Source organism: Streptomyces sp. NPDC059906 (assembly GCF_042730645.1).
In the GTDB taxonomy this organism is placed as follows: domain Bacteria; phylum Actinomycetota; class Actinomycetes; order Streptomycetales; family Streptomycetaceae; genus Streptomyces; species Streptomyces rubrogriseus.
Genome location: NZ_JBHWKU010000003.1, coordinates 190,873 through 210,958 on the forward strand (window position 1 = coordinate 190,873; position 20,086 = coordinate 210,958).

The 20,086-nt window shown below is 71.7% G+C and carries 19 protein-coding genes; 7 read left to right on the forward strand and 12 right to left on the reverse strand.

Annotated elements, in window-relative coordinates; all coding sequences use genetic code 11:
* Positions 1–67: 67 nt before the first annotated feature.
* Together ACFV9J_RS06270 and ACFV9J_RS06275 are read right to left on the reverse strand one after the other, a co-directional pair.
* A complete protein-coding gene (locus ACFV9J_RS06270) occupies positions 68–574 on the reverse strand; it encodes an MFS transporter (RefSeq protein WP_385351319.1) in 507 nt (168 codons plus the stop codon).
* Positions 508–1,278, reverse strand: a complete 771-nt coding sequence (locus ACFV9J_RS06275) for an MFS transporter (RefSeq protein ID WP_385350598.1) — start codon at positions 1,276–1,278, stop codon at positions 508–510. The genes ACFV9J_RS06270 and ACFV9J_RS06275 overlap by 67 nt, the downstream gene beginning before the upstream one ends.
* A 171-nt stretch (positions 1,279–1,449) precedes the next feature.
* Here ACFV9J_RS06275 and ACFV9J_RS06280 point away from each other — a divergent pair, with 171 nt between their 5' ends.
* Together ACFV9J_RS06280 and ACFV9J_RS06285 are read left to right on the forward strand one after the other, a co-directional pair.
* The gene (locus ACFV9J_RS06280) at positions 1,450–2,028 is read left to right on the forward strand and encodes a hypothetical protein (protein WP_385350601.1); all 579 of its coding nucleotides are present in this window, start codon (positions 1,450–1,452) and stop codon (positions 2,026–2,028) included.
* Positions 2,025–2,825 (forward strand): hypothetical protein, encoded by an 801-nt coding sequence (locus ACFV9J_RS06285; RefSeq protein WP_385350603.1) that lies wholly within the window; start codon positions 2,025–2,027, stop codon positions 2,823–2,825. The genes ACFV9J_RS06280 and ACFV9J_RS06285 overlap by 4 nt, the downstream gene beginning before the upstream one ends.
* 34 nt (positions 2,826–2,859) lie before the next feature.
* Here ACFV9J_RS06285 and ACFV9J_RS06290 read toward each other — a convergent pair whose 3' ends face one another.
* On the reverse strand, positions 2,860–3,321 hold the full coding sequence (locus ACFV9J_RS06290) for a hypothetical protein (RefSeq protein WP_375911882.1): 462 nt from the start codon (positions 3,319–3,321) through the stop codon (positions 2,860–2,862).
* A 117-nt stretch (positions 3,322–3,438) separates the two neighbouring features.
* Positions 3,439–3,807: a hypothetical protein gene (locus tag ACFV9J_RS06295; RefSeq protein WP_385350606.1), complete on the reverse strand. Its 369-nt coding sequence runs from the start codon at positions 3,805–3,807 to the stop codon at positions 3,439–3,441.
* A 324-nt stretch (positions 3,808–4,131) separates the two neighbouring features.
* On the opposite strand from ACFV9J_RS06295, the gene ACFV9J_RS06300 reads away from it, so the two are divergent.
* Positions 4,132–4,797: a restriction endonuclease gene (locus ACFV9J_RS06300; protein WP_385350608.1), complete on the forward strand. Its 666-nt coding sequence runs from the start codon at positions 4,132–4,134 to the stop codon at positions 4,795–4,797.
* A gap of 3 nt (positions 4,798–4,800) precedes the next feature.
* Here ACFV9J_RS06300 and ACFV9J_RS06305 read toward each other — a convergent pair whose 3' ends face one another.
* Positions 4,801–5,961: a hypothetical protein gene (locus ACFV9J_RS06305; protein ID WP_385350611.1), complete on the reverse strand. Its 1,161-nt coding sequence runs from the start codon at positions 5,959–5,961 to the stop codon at positions 4,801–4,803.
* Positions 5,962–7,522: 1,561 nt separating this feature from the next.
* On the opposite strand from ACFV9J_RS06305, the gene ACFV9J_RS06310 reads away from it, so the two are divergent.
* Complete coding sequence (locus ACFV9J_RS06310) at positions 7,523–8,911, forward strand: MFS transporter (RefSeq protein WP_385350614.1); 1,389 nt, start codon at positions 7,523–7,525, stop codon at positions 8,909–8,911.
* Positions 8,912–8,954: 43 nt separating this feature from the next.
* Here the strand turns inward: ACFV9J_RS06310 and ACFV9J_RS06315 are convergent, their stop codons facing one another.
* From ACFV9J_RS06315 to lnt, 4 genes are all read right to left on the reverse strand, one after another.
* Positions 8,955–10,859 carry a helix-turn-helix domain-containing protein gene (locus ACFV9J_RS06315; protein WP_385350616.1) on the reverse strand — a complete coding sequence of 635 codons (1,905 nt, stop codon included), beginning with the start codon at positions 10,857–10,859 and terminating at the stop codon, positions 8,955–8,957.
* Positions 10,860–10,915: 56 nt separating this feature from the next.
* Positions 10,916–11,716: a 3-hydroxybutyrate dehydrogenase gene (locus tag ACFV9J_RS06320; protein ID WP_385350619.1), complete on the reverse strand. Its 801-nt coding sequence runs from the start codon at positions 11,714–11,716 to the stop codon at positions 10,916–10,918.
* A gap of 54 nt (positions 11,717–11,770) precedes the next feature.
* On the reverse strand, positions 11,771–12,250 hold the full coding sequence (locus ACFV9J_RS06325; protein ID WP_385350621.1) for an NUDIX domain-containing protein: 480 nt from the start codon (positions 12,248–12,250) through the stop codon (positions 11,771–11,773).
* A gap of 68 nt (positions 12,251–12,318) precedes the next feature.
* Positions 12,319–13,932, reverse strand: coding sequence for an apolipoprotein N-acyltransferase (gene lnt / locus ACFV9J_RS06330; RefSeq protein WP_385350624.1), 1,614 nt, complete (start codon positions 13,930–13,932; stop codon positions 12,319–12,321).
* A gap of 290 nt (positions 13,933–14,222) precedes the next feature.
* Here lnt and ACFV9J_RS06335 point away from each other — a divergent pair, with 290 nt between their 5' ends.
* On the forward strand, positions 14,223–15,236 hold the full coding sequence (locus tag ACFV9J_RS06335; protein WP_385350627.1) for an O-antigen ligase family protein: 1,014 nt from the start codon (positions 14,223–14,225) through the stop codon (positions 15,234–15,236).
* Positions 15,237–15,292: 56 nt separating this feature from the next.
* Here ACFV9J_RS06335 and ACFV9J_RS06340 read toward each other — a convergent pair whose 3' ends face one another.
* Together ACFV9J_RS06340 and ACFV9J_RS06345 are read right to left on the reverse strand one after the other, a co-directional pair.
* On the reverse strand, positions 15,293–15,835 hold the full coding sequence (locus ACFV9J_RS06340) for a hypothetical protein (protein WP_385350630.1): 543 nt from the start codon (positions 15,833–15,835) through the stop codon (positions 15,293–15,295).
* A gap of 80 nt (positions 15,836–15,915) precedes the next feature.
* A complete protein-coding gene (locus ACFV9J_RS06345) occupies positions 15,916–16,701 on the reverse strand; it encodes a glutamate racemase (RefSeq protein WP_385351322.1) in 786 nt (261 codons plus the stop codon).
* 84 nt (positions 16,702–16,785) lie between these two features.
* Here ACFV9J_RS06345 and ACFV9J_RS06350 point away from each other — a divergent pair, with 84 nt between their 5' ends.
* Complete coding sequence (locus tag ACFV9J_RS06350) at positions 16,786–17,985, forward strand: glycosyltransferase (RefSeq protein ID WP_385350633.1); 1,200 nt, start codon at positions 16,786–16,788, stop codon at positions 17,983–17,985.
* Between the two features lie 18 nt (positions 17,986–18,003).
* On the opposite strand, the gene ACFV9J_RS06355 is transcribed toward ACFV9J_RS06350, so the two are convergent.
* Entirely contained in the window at positions 18,004–19,311 is a 1,308-nt protein-coding gene (locus ACFV9J_RS06355) for a TerD family protein (RefSeq protein WP_385350636.1), read from the reverse strand.
* Between the two features lie 296 nt (positions 19,312–19,607).
* On the opposite strand from ACFV9J_RS06355, the gene ACFV9J_RS06360 reads away from it, so the two are divergent.
* Positions 19,608–20,051 carry a DUF6643 family protein gene (locus ACFV9J_RS06360; RefSeq protein ID WP_385350639.1) on the forward strand — a complete coding sequence of 148 codons (444 nt, stop codon included), beginning with the start codon at positions 19,608–19,610 and terminating at the stop codon, positions 20,049–20,051.
* Positions 20,052–20,086: the final 35 nt, after the last annotated feature.

A 20,086-nucleotide genomic window follows, 5' to 3' on the forward strand; every position in this document is an offset into this window, starting at 1 on the left:
CTGGCCGGGGTCGTTGTCGTCACCCGGGCGGCATGGACGCCGAAGGCCGCACCGGCCGACGGCAGTGTCAGGACGCCGGACCGGACGGGACGGTGCCGGCCGGCGTCGGGGCAGTTTCCGGAAGGTCTCCTGATGTACCGATCTCCGCCCGGTGGGTTTCACGCGTGAGAGCGATCGCCACCGCGCTGACCAGACACACCACTGCGATGAAGAGTGAGACGGTACCCGTGTTGCGGCCTCCGCCGGCGGCCGTCAGCAGGCTGGTCGCGACCAGCGGCGCGAGTCCCGCACCGAGCGTCGTGGCGAGCTGGTAGCCGAGCGAGGCGCCGGTGTAGCGAGCCCGGGTGCCGAACATCTCGCTGATGAAGGCCGCCATCGGGCCGTACATCGATGCCTGGAGTATCGGGTTGCCCAGGACGTAGGCGAGGGTGAGCAGTGTGGCAGAGCCGCTGTTGACGAGCCAGAAGAGCGGGAAGGCCGCGAGCGCCGAGGCCAGGGCGCCGCAGATCATGACCGGCTTGCGGCCGACCCGGTCGGACAGCGCGGCGAAGGCCGGGATGGTGGCGATGTGCAGAGCCGACGCAGCAGGAAGGTCGCCAGCAGCGACTGGAGGACCAGCGCGCCACAGCCACCGAGGGCCGCGAGAGCGATGTTGCGGGGGTAGCGGCGCAGGACGGTGAGCAGCGGGGCTTCCGTGGTTCCGCCGGTGTCCTTCCGGGTGGCGGCGGCCTGTCGTGCCTCCTCGAACAGCGGGCTTTCGGTGACCTTCACGCGGACGAACAGGCCGATGCCGAGCAGGACGACGCTGAGCAGGAACGGTACGCGCCAGCCCCGGGAGAGGAAGTCGTCTTCCGGCAGGGCCGAGAAGGCGGCGAACACGGCGGTGGCCAGGACGGCGCCGGCGGGTCCGCCCATGTTGGCGAAGCTGGCGGCCAGTCCGCGCCGTTCGGTCCGGGCGTGCTCCAGCGCCATCAGTGCGGCACCACCCCATTCCCCGCCGACGGCGATGCCCTGGAGCAGCCGTGCGGCGATCAGCAGGACCGGGGCCCAGCTGCCGATCTGTTCGTAGGTGGGCAGCACGCCGATGACGAAGCTGGCCACGCCCATCAGCGTCATGGTCAGCACCAGCATGGACTTGCGGCCCACCCGGTCGCCGAAGTGGCCGAACACGATGCCGCCGAACGGCCGGGCGATGGTGCCGGCGAGCGGATCGAGGTCGGTGAAGAAGAGCGGGGCTACGAGCCCGAGGTCCAGGACGCCACTCCGACCAGTAGCCACCCCGGAAGGGACTCACTGACCCTGCGCCATCTACCCGAGGGCGTCCCACCAGCCCACTGAACCGGTCAGATCCTCACACGGAATCAGCCATCAACTCACCCGAACATACGTCCACTGATTACGTGTACGAAGACCACGCAAGCACCGCAGCATGCGGCAAGAGGGGACTTCATGAAGATCGGCATGGTGAGACGTATGCGGGGCAGGTCGCTGCTTCTGCTCCCACTGCTGGCCGCCTCACTCGCACTGCCCGCAGGACCAGCGAGAGCGGACAGCGTCCCTGTCCGGACGATCGAGACTCATGTGCTGCCGATCGGGCAGTACACGCTGGGCACGATCACCAAACAGGGCGTCGCCGCCTTGAGGACAGTCCGTACGCGCGCCGTCGAGGATGACGGTGCCCAGGTCGCGCTGGAGACCGTGGGCCCCGCCGCCCGGTTCGCGAAGAAGGCATCCGTGGCCTCGGCGACCGCGCAACCAGCATCCCGCCTGGCGGCCGGCCAGCGGGCTGCCGCAGCGGTGACCTACCCGGCCCCTGCGCGAACGATGACCGCAGCCGAGTGCCGGACCGCGCTCGGCTCGTCGAACAAGTTCTTCCTCAAGTCGCGGTTCGCCGTCTGCTCCGGCGCGTCGTTTCTGCAGACGTGGCTCCAGAACGGCAGGCCCGTCGGCGAGAGCATGTTCAACGTGATGACGGTGGGGACCATCGCGGAGAACACCCGGCAGATCCAGTTCGAAATACCGGCGTGACCGGCTTGCAGATCACCCTCGATGGGAAGATCGCCCAGAGCTGGCCCTCACCTGTGAAGTACACCCCCAGCGGAACGGCCCTGCCCGTCACGAAGACGTGGGCGCAGTTCGCCGCCGCCAGCAGCGTCCAGACCGCCTTCACCGCCGCCAACGGCGTCGGCAGCAACGGCTCCACCGAGAGCATCTTCGCGGTCTACCAGCCCTCCGTGAAGATCAAGGCACCCGCCCCCTGGACTCTGCGCAGTTCCACCGGCGGCAACCTGTTCATGCTCGCCCCCCGCTGGGACAAGGCCAGCTACCTCGCCAACTCCGCCAAGGGGGGCGCCGCCACCTTCAGCTACCTCGGCACGCTGTACTACAGCAAGGCCGAAGGAGCCCCCGAGCGCGCCGTCGCCCTCCACATCGAGAAGGCGTTCAAGTCCCCCGGCCAGACCCAGCCGCCCAGCTCCACCAAGAAGATCCCGGGGCAGACAGCGGACGAACCCCTCACCCGCCTCTACACGGACACCGCCCGCCGCGACCGCAACCGCGCCGTCGCCATCAGCAACTGCCGCAAGTACTTCGGTCCCGACTACGCCACCGGCGGGAAGGAGTGCGACGAATTCCCCTTCGCCTCCACCTACCAGGGGGCCGCAGGATCTGAGTACGACCCCTACCAGCTCCCCAACAACTTCAGCGTGCAAGCCCTCGACGGCACCCAGAACGGGAACGCCGGCAACCTCCTGGGCCAGTTCGTCTCGAAGTACCGGCTCCTCGACGGCCCCGACGACGGCTACCTCGTACAGATCACCGGCTGACCACAACCACCGCCCGGGGTGAGCCCCAAACGGCTCACCCCGCTCCCTCCACCGGCCAGAACTGCACCACGTACTGCTCCACCCCGTCCGGCACACCATCCCTGGTCGCCGCAGCGGCTTCTTGACGTCCAGTACAGAAGATCCGAGCGTTCCACGTCGCCGGAGCGGACGGCAGTGCGATGTCCTCCAGACCGGGGCCGCCCATCGACCACAGCCGCAACGTTCCGGACCGGCACTCAATCCGAGCCGTCGCCGTTTTGTCCCACGGGCCCTCAAGAAGTTGCGGCTCGTGTTCCCAGACCTCCGCGGTGACCGCGACGTGCTGCGTGTGACCCGCCGACGTCAAATCGATCCGTCCAGGCCGTTCCGTACCGAAGTCCCCGGCAGCGAAGCCTTCCGGAAACATCGCAGGAAGCCACGCGTCATCAGCGTCCTGAAGGCACAGCCCGTAATAGTCGACCAGAACCCTGACACGCTGGACACTCAACGGCTCCATGCCAGGAATTCTATCGAGCAGCGCTGGCCTGGGCTGACCTGCAGACAGCACAGGGGCCCCGAACGGTTCGCCATCCGGGGCCCTTGTGCTGTGTCTCCTCGCTGCTCGGGGTGAGCCCTACCGGTGGTGAGTGGCCGGGACCGATGCCGAATGCGACGGCGTGGTACCGGCCGGTGCCTTGCTGCCGGTTCCCGGTCCGCTGGCCAGAGCCAGCAGTAACAGAAGCAGCATCAGACCTCCGCCCCCGGTGCCCGCTACGACGGCGATGGTGCGCGGGCTGATGGACCGGCGGTGCCCGCGCACGCGGGTGCCGTCGGTCCGGTAGTAAGGGCGGACGTAGGCCGTCGGCCCGGCGGGGACCGGGCGGGGCCGCTGGGCGGTACGTCGGGGTGCCGTACGGGGCTGTGCGGTGCGCGGCCGGGTGCGGCGGTTGTGGCCTTTGACGTAGGTGCCGTCACGGCGGTAGTGGGGGCGTACATAGGTCACGGGCGGTCCTCGGCGGTGAAAGGGGGCATCGCCCCCAGGCGGGGCCGGGTGTTCCTCGGCGCAACATTCGACGGTAGCGACTGGCACTGACATTCCAGGGCGACCAACTCCTCGACTGTGCATACCCGTTGGGTAGTAGACAGCGTTTTTCGGACGGGTGATCCCGACGGCGGGCCGACTGTCAGTGCCGGGTGCTGTCATGAAGGCGGCGGGGAGCTGTGGACGAGGGGGAAACGTGCCCGGGAACAGGGAATACGAAGACGCCGATCACACCGGCCGGGATGCCCGCACGGCGCTGCGTACCGTAGCGGCGGGGGTCCTCCGGTGAGCCCGCGTCGGCGGCGGCGCAAGTGCGACGACGATCTGCTCGTCGCGCTGGGCGGGCTCGTGGTCGTCGGGTTGGTGCTGGTCAAGGTCGGACAGTGGGTGTGGGCGCACTGGTGGGTGCTGGTCGTGCTCGGCCTGATGGCGCTTCTCGCCCTCGCGGGCTGGGCCTACCGGCAGGTTGACCAGATGCGGTCCGCTCAGCTGAGGGTGGGGGGCCTGACCTACTCACTCGGTCAGCTGGACGCGATGCACCACAGCGCCTTCGAGGACGCCGTACGTGACCTGCTGGCCCGGGACGGTTCCCTCGACGCGCTGCGCTGCGGCGGCCGGGGCGACCTCGGCGCCGACGTGAAGGGGCATGATCCGCTCGGTCGGCTGTGGGTGATCCAGTGCAAGCACCGCAGGAAGGGGCTGGACGGGGCGGCTGTCGGGACGCCGGAGCTGCAGACGCTCAACGGCACCGGCCGGCCGGTACACGGCGGCGACGTCGTCGTGATGGTGACCAACGGAAGGATCTCCGGGCCTGCCCGCGACTTCGCCCGGCAGCAGCGCCTGCACGTGGTCGACCGGCGGGTGCTGGAGCAGCGGGCCCGGGGCGGGCGACCACTATGGGAGATCCTTCCGGCTGTTCCCCCGCCCCGGACGCCTCCACAGCTTCGCTGAGCTTCATCGCACTGGTGGGCGGGACCGGTTGGACCCGCCCACCGTCATGTCGTGTTCAGGCGTCGGGGCCGCCCCACCCGTACTCCGCCACGTACTCGGCGAACGCCTCGTCGTCGAAGTCCACAGGCAGCAGCTCCGGCTGAAACAGATCGGTGTCCGGGTCGAGCGCTTCGGAGTGCGCCACCAGCTGGACCAGGAATGTCTGCGCGGCTTCCAGGGCCTGCAGGTCGTCGAGCCACATCCCGAACTCCAGGCTGCTCCTGGACCGGTGCGTGGCGTTCGCGCTGCCCACCCACAGCCGCTCCGGGCGGAAGCCGAGGACATCGGCGACGCCGCCCAGGGCATCCTCGTCGTGCCACCACATCTCGCCGAGCAACAGCCGAGCTTGACGGCGTCCCAAGCCCGCAGCGCCGCTTTCTGCTCGTCGGTGTGGCCGCCGCCCGCCTGCCACCCGCCGCGCAGCCGCCGGATCCAGGGCTTCGCCGTGCTCGTCGTGCTGCGGCTGCGTGCCTGGTCGAGCTCGTCGAGGTCTCTCAGCAGGGACTGTGTGTCGGCGTGGATCTGCGTGCACAGCTTCCGCGCCCGGGCGAATGTCTTGTGGGTGACCACCGCGGCGGCCACCACGAGCGTCAGGCCGGTGGAAATCAGAGGCACCGGGTGCGTGGCGACGAACCGTGCCCCCAGGAAGGCCACCACGGCGAAGATGCCGGTCACGTTCGCCAGCGCCCGGAAGACAGCCGCTCGCTGGATGCGGCTCGCGAGCCGCTCCAGGACGTGGTCCTTTGGCTCGGCGATCCGAGACAGGATCGTCAGCGCGATGTAGATCAGTGCCAGCGAGAGCGCGGCCTGCCGGTAGTTGACCGGCTGCGCCGTGCCGTCGAAGACCTTGACCAGACTGACGATCGGGCCGGGGACCGCGAAGCTCCCGACGATAAACAGGATCACGAAGATTTTGAGGATGCCCTCACTGAGATGGTTCGCCTTCAGGTAGCGGTTCAGGGCTGGCATCCCGGAAAGTACCACCACCCATCCGCTGATGAAGAGGAACTTACCCAGCCCCCGCTGGCCGTCCCGGAAGAGCAGGTCGCCGTACATGATGCTCGCGAACCCGAGGGGAAGCAGGGCGAGTTGCCCGTAGGTGCGCACGGTGCGGACCGTTGTCATGGGTCCACTGTGTGAGACCGCACCGGTCGGCCGTGCTGATTTGAGGTAGGCCAGAGAGTTCCGGCGCCGTACGATGGTTGTTGTTCGCTTACCTGCCCGCGCCGCGCTCGGATTGCGCCTGCCGTCAGCCGCTGCTCGGAGACATGCCTGCCCCGACCCGCCCGCGCGTGTCAGGCTTTTCGAAGCGCAGGAAGCGGCATGGCGCCACGCGACCCGACTGGCCGAATACGTGAGCGCCGCACGCACACGAGTCGAGACCCTGCCCCCAGGCCAGACCAGAACCGAAGCCGAGGCATGGATCACCTGGGCAGTAGCCACCGCCGAGCGCCTCGACCCACTGAACACGCCACCCCGGATGCCCGACATCCCCGAACCACGAGCCGACAACCTGAAGCCCTCCCTCAGACACTGGAGCCCCTATGGCCCCTGACGCAAAACCCGTCTGGGCCCCACCCAGCCTCACGGAACGACACCACGCGAAGCGAAGCGGATTCAGCATCGACGGCGGCCACTACGTGACTCACCCACGGGCATCCGGCATACCGCTTGGCCTGCCCGAGCAGGGCACAGCGCATCAACCCTCCAGTCGACAGAGCCCGCCCAGTTGCCTGGCGGGCCACATCGTCCGTCATGGCTACGATCGCAAATCCAGCGTCCCCGAGAACAGCGCTGGAAGACAACCCGCATGACGAGCCGAACGTGTCACGCGTGCACGCACAGTCAACTTCACGGTGATGCCCCACCGGAGCGCTCCGGTGGGGCTTCGTCTCATGGGTCCAGGCAGAGGCCCGCCAAGGATGTCCCCCGGCGGGGCCTCGGTCTATCACCGGCGCTGTCACGCGGCTGTCACCAACTACGCCGACGCCACCGGACCGCAAAGCGCTGACCTGCTACAACGCACACACCATGGACTGGCGTGGACGCCCATAGACGGTCTCTACAACCTGTGCCATGTGGTACCCCGGTGACCCTCGTCAGCACGCCGGACAGCACGCCAAGATCCGGGCCAGACGCGAACCAACTCGACTTCACACCATCCGATTTCGCCCACAGCTGCAGGTCAGAAGCGATTGGGGGCGTGTACTACCAGCAGACGAAGAACCTCCTGGGACCAGGATGTACCGCGCCCAGACACAGCGCGCGCCTTGCCCACGCCTACGGCAGCTGAGGGGCAAAGCCGGACTCGGTCTCTCAGTCCGGTCGCCTGCCATGCAACGACTCTGAGGCGATCAATCCCAGATGCCCGAGTCCAACGGAGCGTAGTCAGCACCAAGTCAGCACGGGACAGGTGAAAACGGGTGATGACGTGGGATTTTAGTCAGCACCAAACCAGCACGGGAGTCAGCACGGCACCGTCAAATCGTGCTGAACTACGCGTCCCGGACGGCACTCGTTTCGACCACCATCGATCACCCGAACCGCCTTCCATGAGCCGGCATGGTGGTCGCGCGCATAGCCCGCCCTCGAACTATGTTGCCCCGCCACATGTGCGCCTGACCTGCGGATTCCTACGGTATTGCGACACGCAACCGTCCCCGCAGATCCCCAGGAAGTGGTGCCGATGTCGTCGCCCGCAACCGCTCCACCAGCCCCGAACAACCTCAAGCGCATCGTCGCCGCGTCCCTCATCGGCACCACCATCGAGTGGTATGACTTCTTCCTCTACGGTTCCGCCGCCGCGCTCGTGTTCAACGAGTTGTTCTTCCCGGACTCCGACCCGTTGGTCGGGACGCTGCTGTCGTTCCTGACCTATGCCGTCGGGTTCGCCGCGCGGCCGGTCGGGGCCCTGGTGTTCGGGCACTACGGTGACCGGCTCGGGCGTAAGAAGTTGCTGGTGCTGAGCCTGTTGATGATGGGCGGGGCGACGTTCGCGATCGGGTTGCTCCCCACCCACGCGACCGTCGGCACGGCCGCTCCCGTGCTGCTGACCGTGCTGCGGCTCGTCCAGGGTTTCGCCCTCGGCGGTGAGTGGGGCGGGGCCGTGCTGCTGGTGTCGGAGCACGGGGACGCGCGGCGGCGCGGGTTCTGGGCGTCGTGGCCGCAGACCGGGGCGCCGGCCGGGCAACTGCTCGCGACCGGTGTGCTGTCGCTGCTCACGGCCGTGCTGTCGGACGCCTCGTTCAACAGCTGGGGCTGGCGGATCCCGTTCCTGCTTTCCGGGGTCCTGGTCATGGTCGGTCTGTGGATTCGTCTGTCTGTCGACGAATCACCGGTCTTCAAGCAGGCCTTGGCGCAGGCGGAGTCGCGGAAGGCGAAGGCCGAGCCGCTTCCGCTGGTCTCCGTGATGCGGCACCACTGGCGCGACGTGCTGATCGCCATGGGCGCGCGGATGGCGGAGAACATCAGCTACTACGTCATCACGGCCTTCATCCTCGTCTACGCCACGTCCGCGGCCGACGTCTCCAAGCAGACCGCGCTCAACGCGGTGCTGATCGCCTCGGCCGTGCACTTCGCGGTCATCCCGGCCTGGGGCGCGCTGTCGGACCGGATCGGCCGGCGCCCCGTGTACCTGCTGGGTGCGGCCGGTGTCGGGCTGTGGATGTTCCCCTTCTTCATGCTGATCGACTCCGGTCGCTTCGGCGGTCTGCTGCTCGCGGTGACCGTGGGGCTGGTGCTGCACGGCGCCATGTACGCGCCCCAGGCGGCCTTCTTCTCCGAGATGTTCGCGACCCGGATGCGCTATTCGGGTGCTTCGATCGGCGCCCAGTTCGCCTCCGTGGCGGCGGGGGCTCCGGCGCCGCTGATCGCCACCGCGCTGCTGGCCGAGTACGACAGCTCGACGCCGATCTCCCTCTATGTCATCGCGGCGGCCGTGCTGACGCTGTTCGCGGTGGGGGTGGCCCGGGAGACCCGGCACCGGGACCTCGCGGAAGTGGACTCCATCGCCGGCGACGCGGACGAGGACGGGCCGGTGTCCGACTCCCGTGCGCAGCAGGCGCGCACCGTCTGAGCCGCCCCCGTCACCGGCCCCCGTGCGCCCGTGCGTGCGGGGGTCAGTGCCGTGCCGGGGCCGACAACCGGTGGAGTCTGAGGGCCAGTTGTATCTCCAGCGCGCGGTCCGGGCTCTGCCAGTCGTCGCCCAGGAGCCGGCCGACGCGCTCGAGGCGCTGGGCGACGGTGTTCACATGGACGTGCAGGGCCTCCTTGGTGCGGGCCGGGCTCATCCCGCAGGCGAAGTACGCGTCGAGGGTGCGGACGAGTTCCGTGCCGCGCCGCTCGTCGTAGGCGACGACCTGGCCGATGGTGCGCTCGACGAACCCGGGCACGTTCCGGTCCCCGGCCAGCAGCAGGCCCAGGAAGCCGAAGTCCTCGGCCGCCGCGCCGTCCCCGCCCCGGCCCAGCAGGCGCAGGGCGTCCAGGCAGCGTCCGGCCTCGGTGTAGGCGGCGGCCACGGCCTCGGGACGGGCGGCAAGATCCCGTACGGGCGCGGAGGCGCCGACGGTGACGGCCTCGTGGACCGCGCGGCCCAGGTGCCGGGCGGTGCGGCGGGCCAGACCGGTGGCACTGTCGCCGTCCGTCAGCGGCAGCAGCAGTACGGTGCCGCCGTCCCGGGCGGCGGCCAGGCCGTGCCGGGTCGCGGCGAGGTGGGAGGCCGCGGCCCACAGGCGCCGGCGCGCGTCCGCCTCCTGGTCGGCGTCGGCCTCGGTGGCGTCGAGGCGGGCGGCGAGGACGACGTGTGCGGCGGACAGGTCGGCGTGCAGCCGCCGGGCCCGGTCGTCCAGCAGGCGCGGATCGCGGTCGCGGGCGTCGAGCAGGTCGTCCAGGAGCTCGCCGCGGACCCGCTGTTCGGCCTCGGCGGCGGAGCGGCGGGCGAGCAGCAGCAGGGAGGTGACCATCGCCGCGCGTTCGAGGGTGAGCTGGTCGACGGGGTCGAGCCCGGGGTGGCCGCGCAGGACGAGGGCGCCGAACAGCTCGTCACCGGCGGCGACGGCGGCGATCCAGTCGTCCTTGTGCCGCACCACGTGGCCGTCGGCGCGGGACGCCTCCAGCGCGTACTCCGGTGCCGCGGTGGCCTCGGTGAACTCGACGGTGCCGTCCAGCACCTGCGAGACGGCGGCCGCCACGTCGTGCACCCCGCCGCCGCGCAGGACGAGCTCGGCGAGCCGGTCGTGGACGTCGGAGGCGCGCTCGATGACGCCGCTGCGGTCCCGGATGATCTCGTTGGCCCGCTCCAGGCCCGCGAGGGCCGCGCGGGTCTCGGCGAGCAGGTTGGCGGTGTCGATGGCGGCGGCCGCGAGGGCGGCGAAGGATCCGAGCAGGGCGATCTGCTCGCGTTCGAAGACCCTGGCGCGCCGGTCCGCGGCGAAGAGCACGCCGATGACGTGGTGGCCGAGCATGAGGGGTACGCCGAGGATGGCGACCAGGCCCTCGTCGCGCACGCCCGCGTCGATGGTGCCGGTGTGCTGGAAGCGGGCGTCCTTGAAGTAGTCGTCGGTGACGTAGGGCCGGGCGGTCTGGGCGACGAGGCCGCCGAGGCCCTCCCCCATGCCGAGCCGAAGCTGCTGGAAGCGGGCGGCGACCGAGCCCTCGGTGACCCGCATGTAGGTGTCGCCGCGGTCGAGGTCGTTGAGGCTGAGGTAGGTGACGTCGGTGCCGAGCAGGGAGCGGGCGCGCTGCACGATCGCGCGCAGTACCGCGTCCAGGTCCCGCAGGCCGGCGAGGTCGTGGGCGGTCTCGAACAGCGCGGAAAGCTCGGCCTCGCGCCTGCGCCGGCCCTCCAGCTCCGAGCGCACCCGCAGCGCGAGGTGCTTGGCCCGTTCGAGCGCGTCGGTCCGCACGGCCGGTCCGCCCTCGGCGCGGGCGAGCAGCACCGGCTGCTCGTAGGCGTCGGCGGACGCGCCGCGGGCCAGCAGCTCGAGGAACGGCGTCTCGGCGGACTGCGCGTGATCACGGGACATGCTCACAGGATTCCCCATCACCCGCTCGTCCCGGCAGCCCTGTGGAAAACCCCGGCTCAGTGCGCGGTCCAGCCGCCGTCCAGGACGAGTGAGGTGCCGGTGAGGCCGGCCGTGTACGGGCCGCACAGGTACGCCACCGCTTCGGCGACCTCGTCGGGTTCGATCAGCCGCCGCAGGGCGCTGTCGCGCAGCAGGACGTCGGAGAGCACCTGCTCCTCGGGGACCCCGTGGGCCCGGGCCTGGTCGGCGATCTGCCGCTCCACCAGCGGGGTGCGGACGTAGGCGGGGTTCACGCAGTTGGAGGTGACGCCGTGGGCGGCGCCTTCGAGGGCGGCGGTCTTGGACAGGCCCTCCAGTCCGTGCTTGGCGGACACGTAGGCGGCCTTGTAGGCGGAGGCCCGCAGGCCGTGGACGGAGGAGATGTTGACGATGCGGCCCCAGCCCTGCCCGTACATGTGGGGCAGGGCGCCGCGGATCAGCCGGAAGGGGGCCTCCAGCATCACGGTGAGCACGGTGTGGAAGACGTCCGGCGGGAACTCCTCCAGAGGTCGCACCAGTTGCAGCCCGGCGTTGTTGACGAGGACGTCGGTGCCGGCCGCGGCGCGCTCGGCGGCGTCCAGGTCGGTCAGGTCGAGGACCTGCGGCTCGACGCTGCCCGCGAGGTCCCCGCAGCTTCCGGTGAGCGCCTCGAGACCGGCGGCGTCCCGGTCGACCGCTCTGACCTCGGCCCCGGCCGCGGCCAGCCGCAGTGCGCAGGCACGGCCGATGCCGCCGGCGGCGCCGGTGACGAGGGCGGTGCGGCCGTGCAGGTCGAGCGAGGAGGCGTGGGCGGCCGGGAGGACGCTGGGCGAGGTCATGCCCCGACCCTAGGCAGCGTCCACCCCGTCCCCCATGTGGGCACGCCCCATACTTCAGAAGGAACCAGTGGGTTCGAACCATGTGGGGGCGTCGGACAGGGCCTGCTTGACCCTGGTCTGCCCGAACTCCTTGATGTCCGGCAGCGCGTCCACCGCGAACCAGCCCACCTCGAGCGACTCGTCGTCGTTGACCCGGGCCTCGCCGCCCACGGCCCGGCAGCGGAAGGTGATGTCCATGAACTGGCAGACGTCACCGTTGTCGTAGGTGACCGGCTTCAGCGCCTGCACGAGGACCAGCCGCTCGACGACGCACTGGACGGCGGTCTCCTCCTCGACCTCGCGCACCGCGCAGGCGGCGGGCTGCTCCCCCGGCTCCGGAATGCCTCCGATCAACGACCAGCGCCCGTTGTCGGACCGGCGGCCGAGCAGCACTCTGCCCTCGTCGTCGAAGACGACGGCGGTGACTCCGGGGAGCCACAGGAGCTGGTGTCCGGCCGTGGCGCGCAGGTCGCGGATGAAATCGGGAGTAGTCATGCGTCCGACCCTAACGGGGCGGCCGGACCGCTCCCGCCGTCGTCACGGGGCGTGCACCGGGCGTACGGCTACACGTCGCGGGCGCGTCGACCGCGCACACCGGCGCCGACGGCCCAGCCGAGCCCACCGGCGGCGACCAGCACCAGGGCGATCTCGGGTGCGATGCCGAGCCGGGTGGCGGGCGTCTCCGAGGAGCGCAGGGGCACCTCCTGCACCAGGGAGTCGGCCACGAACATTCCGGTCTTCTGGGTGATCCGGCCGTCCGGCATGATGATCGCGCTGACGCCGCTGGTCACCGGGACGGTCACGGTCCGGCTGTGCTCGACCGCGCGGATCCGGGACATGGCGAGCTGCTGGTAGGTCATCTCGCTGCGGTCGAAGGTCGCGTTGTTGCTGGGCACGGAGATGATCTGGGCGCCGTCGGTGACCTCGGAGCGCACGGCCCAGTCGAAGGCCGCCTCGTAGCAGGTCACCAGGCCCACCTTGGTCCCGGCCATGGTGAACACGCCGGGTTCGGTGCCCCTGCTGAAGTCCCGGCTGACCATGGAGGTCCAGTCGTCGTTGATCGCCCCGATGAGCGAGCGCAGCGGCAGGTACTCTCCGAAGGGCTGGATCTGCCGCTTGTCATAGGTGTCGACGGGCCCCTTGTCCGGGTCCCACAGGATCTGCTCGTTGAGCAGCTTGCCGTCGCGGTCCACGACGCCGCCGACCGAGATGGGCGCACCGATCGCCTTGGCCGCCCGGTCGATGACGAGGCGGGCGTCGGCGTTGGCGAAGGGGTCGATGTCCGAGGAGTTCTCCGGCCAGAGGACGAAGTCGGGGCGGGCCACCTTGCCCGCCTTCACCTCGTCGGCCAGCCGCAGAGTCTCGCGCGCGTGGTAGTCGAGTACGGCCCGGCGCTGGGCGTTGAAGCCGAGTCCGGCGCGCGGCACGTTGCCCTGGATCACGGCGACGGTCGCGGTGCCGTCCTCCGCCGTGTCGCTGACCAGCGGCCGGGCGGCCACGGCGCCCACCACGGGTACGGCCACGCCGAGGAGTGCCACCGCCGCGGCACCGCGCCGCACCTCGTCGCCGCGGCGGGCCCGGACGGCCAGGCGCACGGCCTCGTGGAGGGCGAAGCCGCACAGGACGACCGCGAAGCCGAGAACCGGCGTGCCGCCGACCGCGGCGAGCGGCAGGAACACGCCGTCCGCCTGTCCGAACGCGATCTTGCCCCACGGGAAGCCCTCGAAGGGCACACGCGCGCGTGCCGCCTCCCCGGCGATCCACAGCGCCGCCGCCCACACCGGCCACCCCGGCAGCTTCGACACGGCGGCGACGCCCGCACCGACGGCCGCCACGAAGAGCGCTTCGATCGCGACCAGCGCGAGCCAGGGGCCGGGTCCGACCTCCACGCCGGTCCACACCAGCAGGGGCAGCAGGAAGCCGAGGCCGAAGAGGTAGCCGAGGCCGAGGCCCGCCTTCCAGCTTCGGCCGCGCAGCACCCAGCCGAAGACGGCGAAGGCGGGCAGCGCCAGCCACCACAGGGTGCGCGGCGGGAAGCTGATGTAGAGGAGCACTCCGGAGAGCGCCGCGGCGGCGGCCGGGAGGAGGCGCGCGAGCCGCGAGACGGCCCGGGAGGCGGGCGTGGTCTGCGGTTGCGTCCGGTCCGGCTCGCCGACGGTGGTTGCGGTGGCTGTCACCCCCCGGAGTGTACGGCGGGTGACCTGGCCGTGGACAGGACGGTCCGGGGGCGTCGACGGGCTGTGGGCGGCCTGTGCCGCATCGTTTCGCCACAACCGGGCGCCGACCGGTCCACAATCCGCCGACCAGCCGTTACGGTGTGGCCGAGCCCCGGTCGCCGGTCCGATTCCGCCGGTCGGCGGGGCCCGTCAGGTCGGGGGCGACGTGGGCGGGGGACACGGTGGGTTCGAGGGGGACGGCGTCTGCGGCCGGTGCGGTCGCGGACGGCCCGAGACACGGCGGGGTCGACATGGCGGGGCTGGTGATCCTCGCCGCCTGCGCCTCCTGGTCGCTGATCACCGCGGCCGCGCGCGACGGGCGCCCGGAGGGTGTGCTGCTCGCGGTGCTGGCCGTGACCGCCGGTTACGCGGCGGGGCGGATCGGCGGGGCGGTGCTGCCCGTTGGGGCTCCCTGTGCCGTCGCGCTGGCCGGGGTCGTCCTGGCGGTCGCCGTGCCGCACCTCGAGCCGGGGCCGCGGCTCACCGCACCGCTCGGGCACGCCGGTGCGACCGCCGCCCTGCTCGCGCTGTCGGCGGGCGCCGCGTGCTGCGGGGCCTGGGCGGCCGGGGTGCAGGCCGTGCGGGTCGCGTTACGGCTGCTGGCCGCCGGGATCGCCGTGATCGCGGCCGTACTGGGCTCGGTCGCCGGATGTGTCGCCTGTGCCGTGGTGCTGCTGTGCTCACTCACCGCCGGCCGAGTGCGCCGCCGCGGGGCGGGGATCGCCGGGCTCGGTCTCGGCGCGGGTCTGGTGAGCGGCCTGGGCTGGGCGGTGCCCGGCGGCTTCGTGCCGGACGGGCTCGCCGCGGCCCTCGAGGGACAGCTGACCTCCCATCGCGTCCGGCTGTGGGCCGACGCGCGGGAGTTGCTGCGCGGGGACCCGGCCCTCGGCGTCGGACCGGGACGGTTCGGGGCGTCGAGCCCGACGGCCGCGGTGTCGCCGGTGCCGGACGGCCGCCCGCACTCCGCGGTGTGGCAGCAGGCGGCCGAACAGGGGCTGGTGGGGGTGGCACTGCTGGCCGCGGCCTTCTGCTGGGTGCTGTACGCGCTGTGGCGCTCCCCGCGGCCCACTCCGGTCGTGCTCACCGCGGGCGCGGCACTCACCGGGCTCGCGGCCATCGCGGTGGTCGGCAACGCGCTGAGCTTCACCGCGGTCCCGCTGGGCGCGGGGCTCCTCGCGGGACTGGCCACGGCCCGCCCCTTCGCAGCCGAGTCGCCGGCGCGGGGCGTGGACATAAGGCCGCGGAAGGGCCGACTGCCCCGCTGAGGCACTGTGGCTCGGCCTCCCGTGCCGCTGGCTCGGCGCGCCGGGCCCGCCCGGCCTCAGTGTGCCGGGCCAGGTGCCTTCGGGCGCAGACGGTCCTTGATGACCTGGACGGCCGCCTCCGCGTCGTCCACGGTGATCGTGAAGGTGTGCCCGTCCAGCAGCCGCAGGATCAGGCCCTCCCCGCGCCGTACGACGACGGCCGTGCCCATCTCCGGCCGCCACCGGTAGCCCCAGCCGCCCCAGTGGCGCGGGGTGACGTGCGGCGCGAACTCGGCGCCCGCGACGAGGGAGAGGGGGATGCGGCGGCGGGGCAGGCCGATGTGGCCGCAGCGCACTTCGAGGCAGTCCTCGTCGACTCTCAGGGCGACGTGTACGAAGGCGAGTGTGCCGAACAGGACCAGCAGTCCGGCCGCGATGCAGCCGACGACGGCCATGGCGAGCGGGGCGACGCCGGACTCCCAGGCAGATTCGACGGCCAGGGCGATGCCGAGCGCCATGCAGGCGGCTCCGATGAGCGCCAGGAACCACTGGACCCGGCTGGTGGCACGGCCGGTCCAGACATTGGGCTGGGGGACGGTCTCGCCGTGGCGATGCCTCATGGCTATGAGGTTACTCATGTTTCGCTGCGCGGGTACCTCGTCGCGCAGGGTGACTGGGCCGACCGGGCGGGAAGGGCCCGTCAGCCGGCCGGCGTGACCGCGCGCAGGAGCCGGCCCTCGTCGTAGGCCAGCGCGGGCGCGGGCAGGGTGCCCTCGCGTCCGCTCAGCAGCACGGTCAGGGTGCCCGTCGCCGGGGCGCCCGGGTCGGGGCGGGCGCCGATCCGGCGCAGCGCCTGGGCGGCCACGGCTCCGGCGGAGCCGTGCAGCACGAGCCGCGGGGCGCCGGGGCGCTGCACGGCGGCGCGGATGCGTTCGGCGACCAGTTCGTAGTGGGTGCAGCCCAGGACGACGGTCGTCACGTCGTCGGGGGTGAGGGCGGCCGCGGCGGCGACGGCCTCGGTGATCGCGGTCTCGTCCGCGTGCTCGACTGCGTCGGCGAGGCCCGGACACGGCACCTCGGTAACCGGCGCGTCCCCCGCGAAGTCCTCGATCAGGCCCCGCTGGTAGGGGCTGCCCGTGGTGGCCGGCGTCGCCCAGATCGCCACCGGGCCGCCGCCGGCCGCGGCGGGCTTGATCGCCGGCACGGTGCCGATGACGGGCACCTCGGGCTCGAGCCGGGCGCGCAGCGCGGGCAGCGCGTGCACCGTGGCGGTGTTGCAGCCGACGATCAGGGCGTCCGGGCGGTGCGCCGCGGCGGCCTCGGCCACGGCGAGGGCGCGCCCGGTCAGGTCTTCCGAGGTCCGCGGACCCCAGGGCATCCCGTCGGGGTCCAGGGAGAGGATGAGATCGGCGTCCGGTCGCAGCCGCCGTACCGCGGCGGTGGCCGCCAGCAGACCGATTCCGGAGTCCATGAGCGCGATCTTCACCCGGCCACCATAGACGATGCGCCGCCACCGGCCGGTGCCGTGCGGCAGACTGCGCACGTGAGCGCCGATGCGTGGACTTCCGTCGTGACCGTCGTGACCTTGGTGTCAGCCCTCTCTCTCGCCGCCTGGCTGTGGCTGCTGTTCGCCCGGGGTTTCTTCTGGCGTACCGACGTCAGACTTCCGGCCCGGGACGAGCCCGGCGCCTGGCCCTCGGTGTGCGTGGTCGTCCCGGCGCGCGACGAGGCGGCGGTGCTGCCCGCGAGCCTGCCGTCGCTGCTCGCCCAGGACTATCCGGGGCGGGCCGAGGTCTTCCTGATCGACGACGGCAGCACGGACGGCACGGGTGAGCTGGCGTGCGAGCTGGCCCGGCGGCACGAGGGGCTGCCGCTCACCGTGGCCTCGCCCGGGGAGCCGCCCGCCGGCTGGACGGGGAAGCTGTGGGCGGTGCGGCACGGCATCGGCCTGGCACGCGCGCGTGAGCCCGAGTACCTGCTGCTGACGGACGCCGACATCGCGCACGCTCCGGACAGTCTGCGCGCGTTGGTGTCCGCGGCCGGCACCGGAGGTTTCGACGTCGTCTCCCAGATGGCCCGGCTGCGGGTGGAGAGCGGCTGGGAGCGGCTCGTGGTCCCGGCCTTCGTCTACTTCTTCGCCCAGCTGTACCCGTTCCGGTGGATCGGCGGTGGGCGCGCCGGGAGCGGGCGGCAGAGGGCGACGCGCACGGCGGCCGCGGCGGGCGGTTGCGTGCTGCTCCGGGCCGACGCCGCCGAGCGGGCGCGGATCCCGGACGCCATCCGGCACGCGGTCATCGACGACGTGGCGCTCGCCCGCGCGGTGAAGGGCACCGGCGGCCGGGTCTGGCTGGGCCTGGCCGACCGGGTGGACAGCGTGCGCCCCTATCCGCGGCTGCACGACCTGTGGCGGATGGTCTCGCGCAGCGCCTACGCGCAACTGCGGCACAACCCCCTGGTGCTGGCCGGAACGGTGCTCGGCCTGGCCCTGGTGTATCTGGTGCCGCCCGCGGCGGTGCTCGTCGGAGCGGCGACGGGGCGGGGCGCGACGGCCGGCCTGGGCGCCGCCGCCTGGCTGGTGATGGCGGGGACGTATCTGCCGATGCTGCGCTACTACCGGCAGCCCCTGTGGCTCGCGCCGCTGCTGCCGTTCACCGCGTTCCTCTATCTGCTGATGACGGTCGACTCGGCGGTGCAGCACTACCGGGGGCGCGGCGCGGCCTGGAAGGGCCGCACCTACGCCCGTCCGGACGCGGTGCCCGAGGAGGGCTGAACACCCGCTCCGGGGCGGTCACTTGCGGCCGGGGGTCCAGTTCATGCCCCAGTCGTAGGCGTGGTCGACCGTCCGCTGCGGGCTCACCCCGCGCTCGGGCACCAGGTAGCGGGCCTCGCGCTGGACGACGAGGTCGTTTCCGGTGTTGGTGATCAGGGCGAGGGCGCAGACCGTCGAGGGCACGGTGCACTCGTCGAGCGAGAAGTCGACGGCGGCGCCGTACTGCGGCTGGAGGGTGACCGTGGCGTGCAGGTCGGCGAAGGAGCGGGCGCCTTCGTAGATGGTCACGAAGACGAGGATGCGCCGGAAGTACCGCTGGTGGTCGAGGCTGATGGTGAGGTTCTCGCCGCTCGACACGGCGCCGGTGCGGTCGTCGCCGTCGAGGTGGATGAACGGCGGCTGGTGCAGCGCCCCGAAGGCGTTGCCGAGCGCCTGGACGACGCCCTTGCTGCCGTCGCTCAGTTCGTACAGGCAGCACAGGTCGAGGTCGAGGTCGTCGTGCATGGCGACCGGGCGGCCGAGCTTTCGGGCCCAGCCCGAGAACTGCTTGCGCACCTGCCAGTTGAGGTTGACGCGCATGGCGCCGGAGGTGCCGCCCTGCTTGGTGAGCGAGACGGAGGGCGCGGCCTTGGTGAGCGTGACCTTGGTCAGCCGGACCGGCGCGGCGGCGGGCGCGGCCGGGGGCGGCGGGGGCGCGGCGGCCGGCCGTGCCACGGGAGGCGCGGAAGGCGCCGGCGGGGACGTCGCGGCGTCGGGGGCGGGCGGGACCGTCGGCGCCGGCTGGGCGGGCGGGGGCGGGGCGTGCTGCGGCTCGTCCACCGAAATGCCGTAGTCCGTGGCCAGGCCCTCGAGTCCGCTGTCGTATCCCTGTCCGACGGCGCGGAACTTCCAGGCGCCCTGGCGGCGGTAGAACTCGCCGAGCACGAAGGCGGTCTCGACGCCGGCGCCCGGGCTGTCGAAACGGGCCACGACGGTGTTCCGCGCGGTGTCGCGCACCTCGATGTACAGATCGGGGACCTGCCCGAACGCTCCGCCGTCCGAGGAGGCGGCGAGGATCACCGTCTCGATCGCGGGCTCCACGCGCGTGAGGTCGACGAGCAGGCTGTCGGTCACCCGGCCGCCGGCGTCCCGCTTGCCCTCGTGGCGGACCGAGCCGGAGGCGTGGGCCGGCTGGTTGTAGAAGACGAAGTCCGCGTCGGAACGGACCTTGCCGCCGACCAGCAGGAGGGCGGAGGCGTCCGCGTCGGGCACGCCGGGGCCGGATCGCCAGCCCAGTTCGACCCGCAGCGCCGTCGTCGGCACCGGGGTGTTCGATCCTTTCGACATTGACATGTCCGCCCCCATCACGTGTCACCGAGCCGAGTCTTGTCCCGGCGAATCGTCGAGTTCCTGACGCACAACCTATTCTCCGGGCCGCCCGTCCCTGAACGAAGAGTCCGGCAGAAGGTTCGGCCAACCGCCGGTAACCCGCCCGGAACTCGGCCTTTACCGCAAAATCGCGTGGCGTGACGCCCTATTTTGCCAAGTTCGCTCGCATTGGGGATGCCCGGTCACTGCGGACACGGAAAACAACCCTCTTATCGGTCTCCCCAACCAGCACATCGTGGGCTTAACTTATGGCCATGACCTCCCCCCGCTCCACTTATGGCGGCGGCTACTACTCCGCCTCCTTCCCGGACACCCCGATCTACGACTCGCTCGTGGCCGAACGGGGCACACCGCAGATCGCCCCGATCCGGGTCCCCGCCGCGTACGACATGCCGAGCAGCAGCCATCTGCCCGCGCTGCCGTCCGCCCTGCCCGCCCTCCCGGCGGGCCCCTCGCAGCCCTCCTACGGATACCCGCAGCAGGCCCCGCAGCCCGCCCCGCTGCAGCAGGCGCCCGCCGCGTACATCCCGCACCAGGCGACCGCGCCTCGCGGCTACCCCGGCCCCCAGCAGCCGCAGCCGCCCCGCCCGGGAGCGCCCGGCCCCGCGGGGTACGAGGCGATGCGGCCCGCGGCTCCCCGGCCGGCGCCCGCGCCGTACCAGGATCCGTACAACCAGCAGCAGTACCGCGGCTACTGAGCCGTCCTCCTGGTTGTCGGTGCCACCTGGCACGA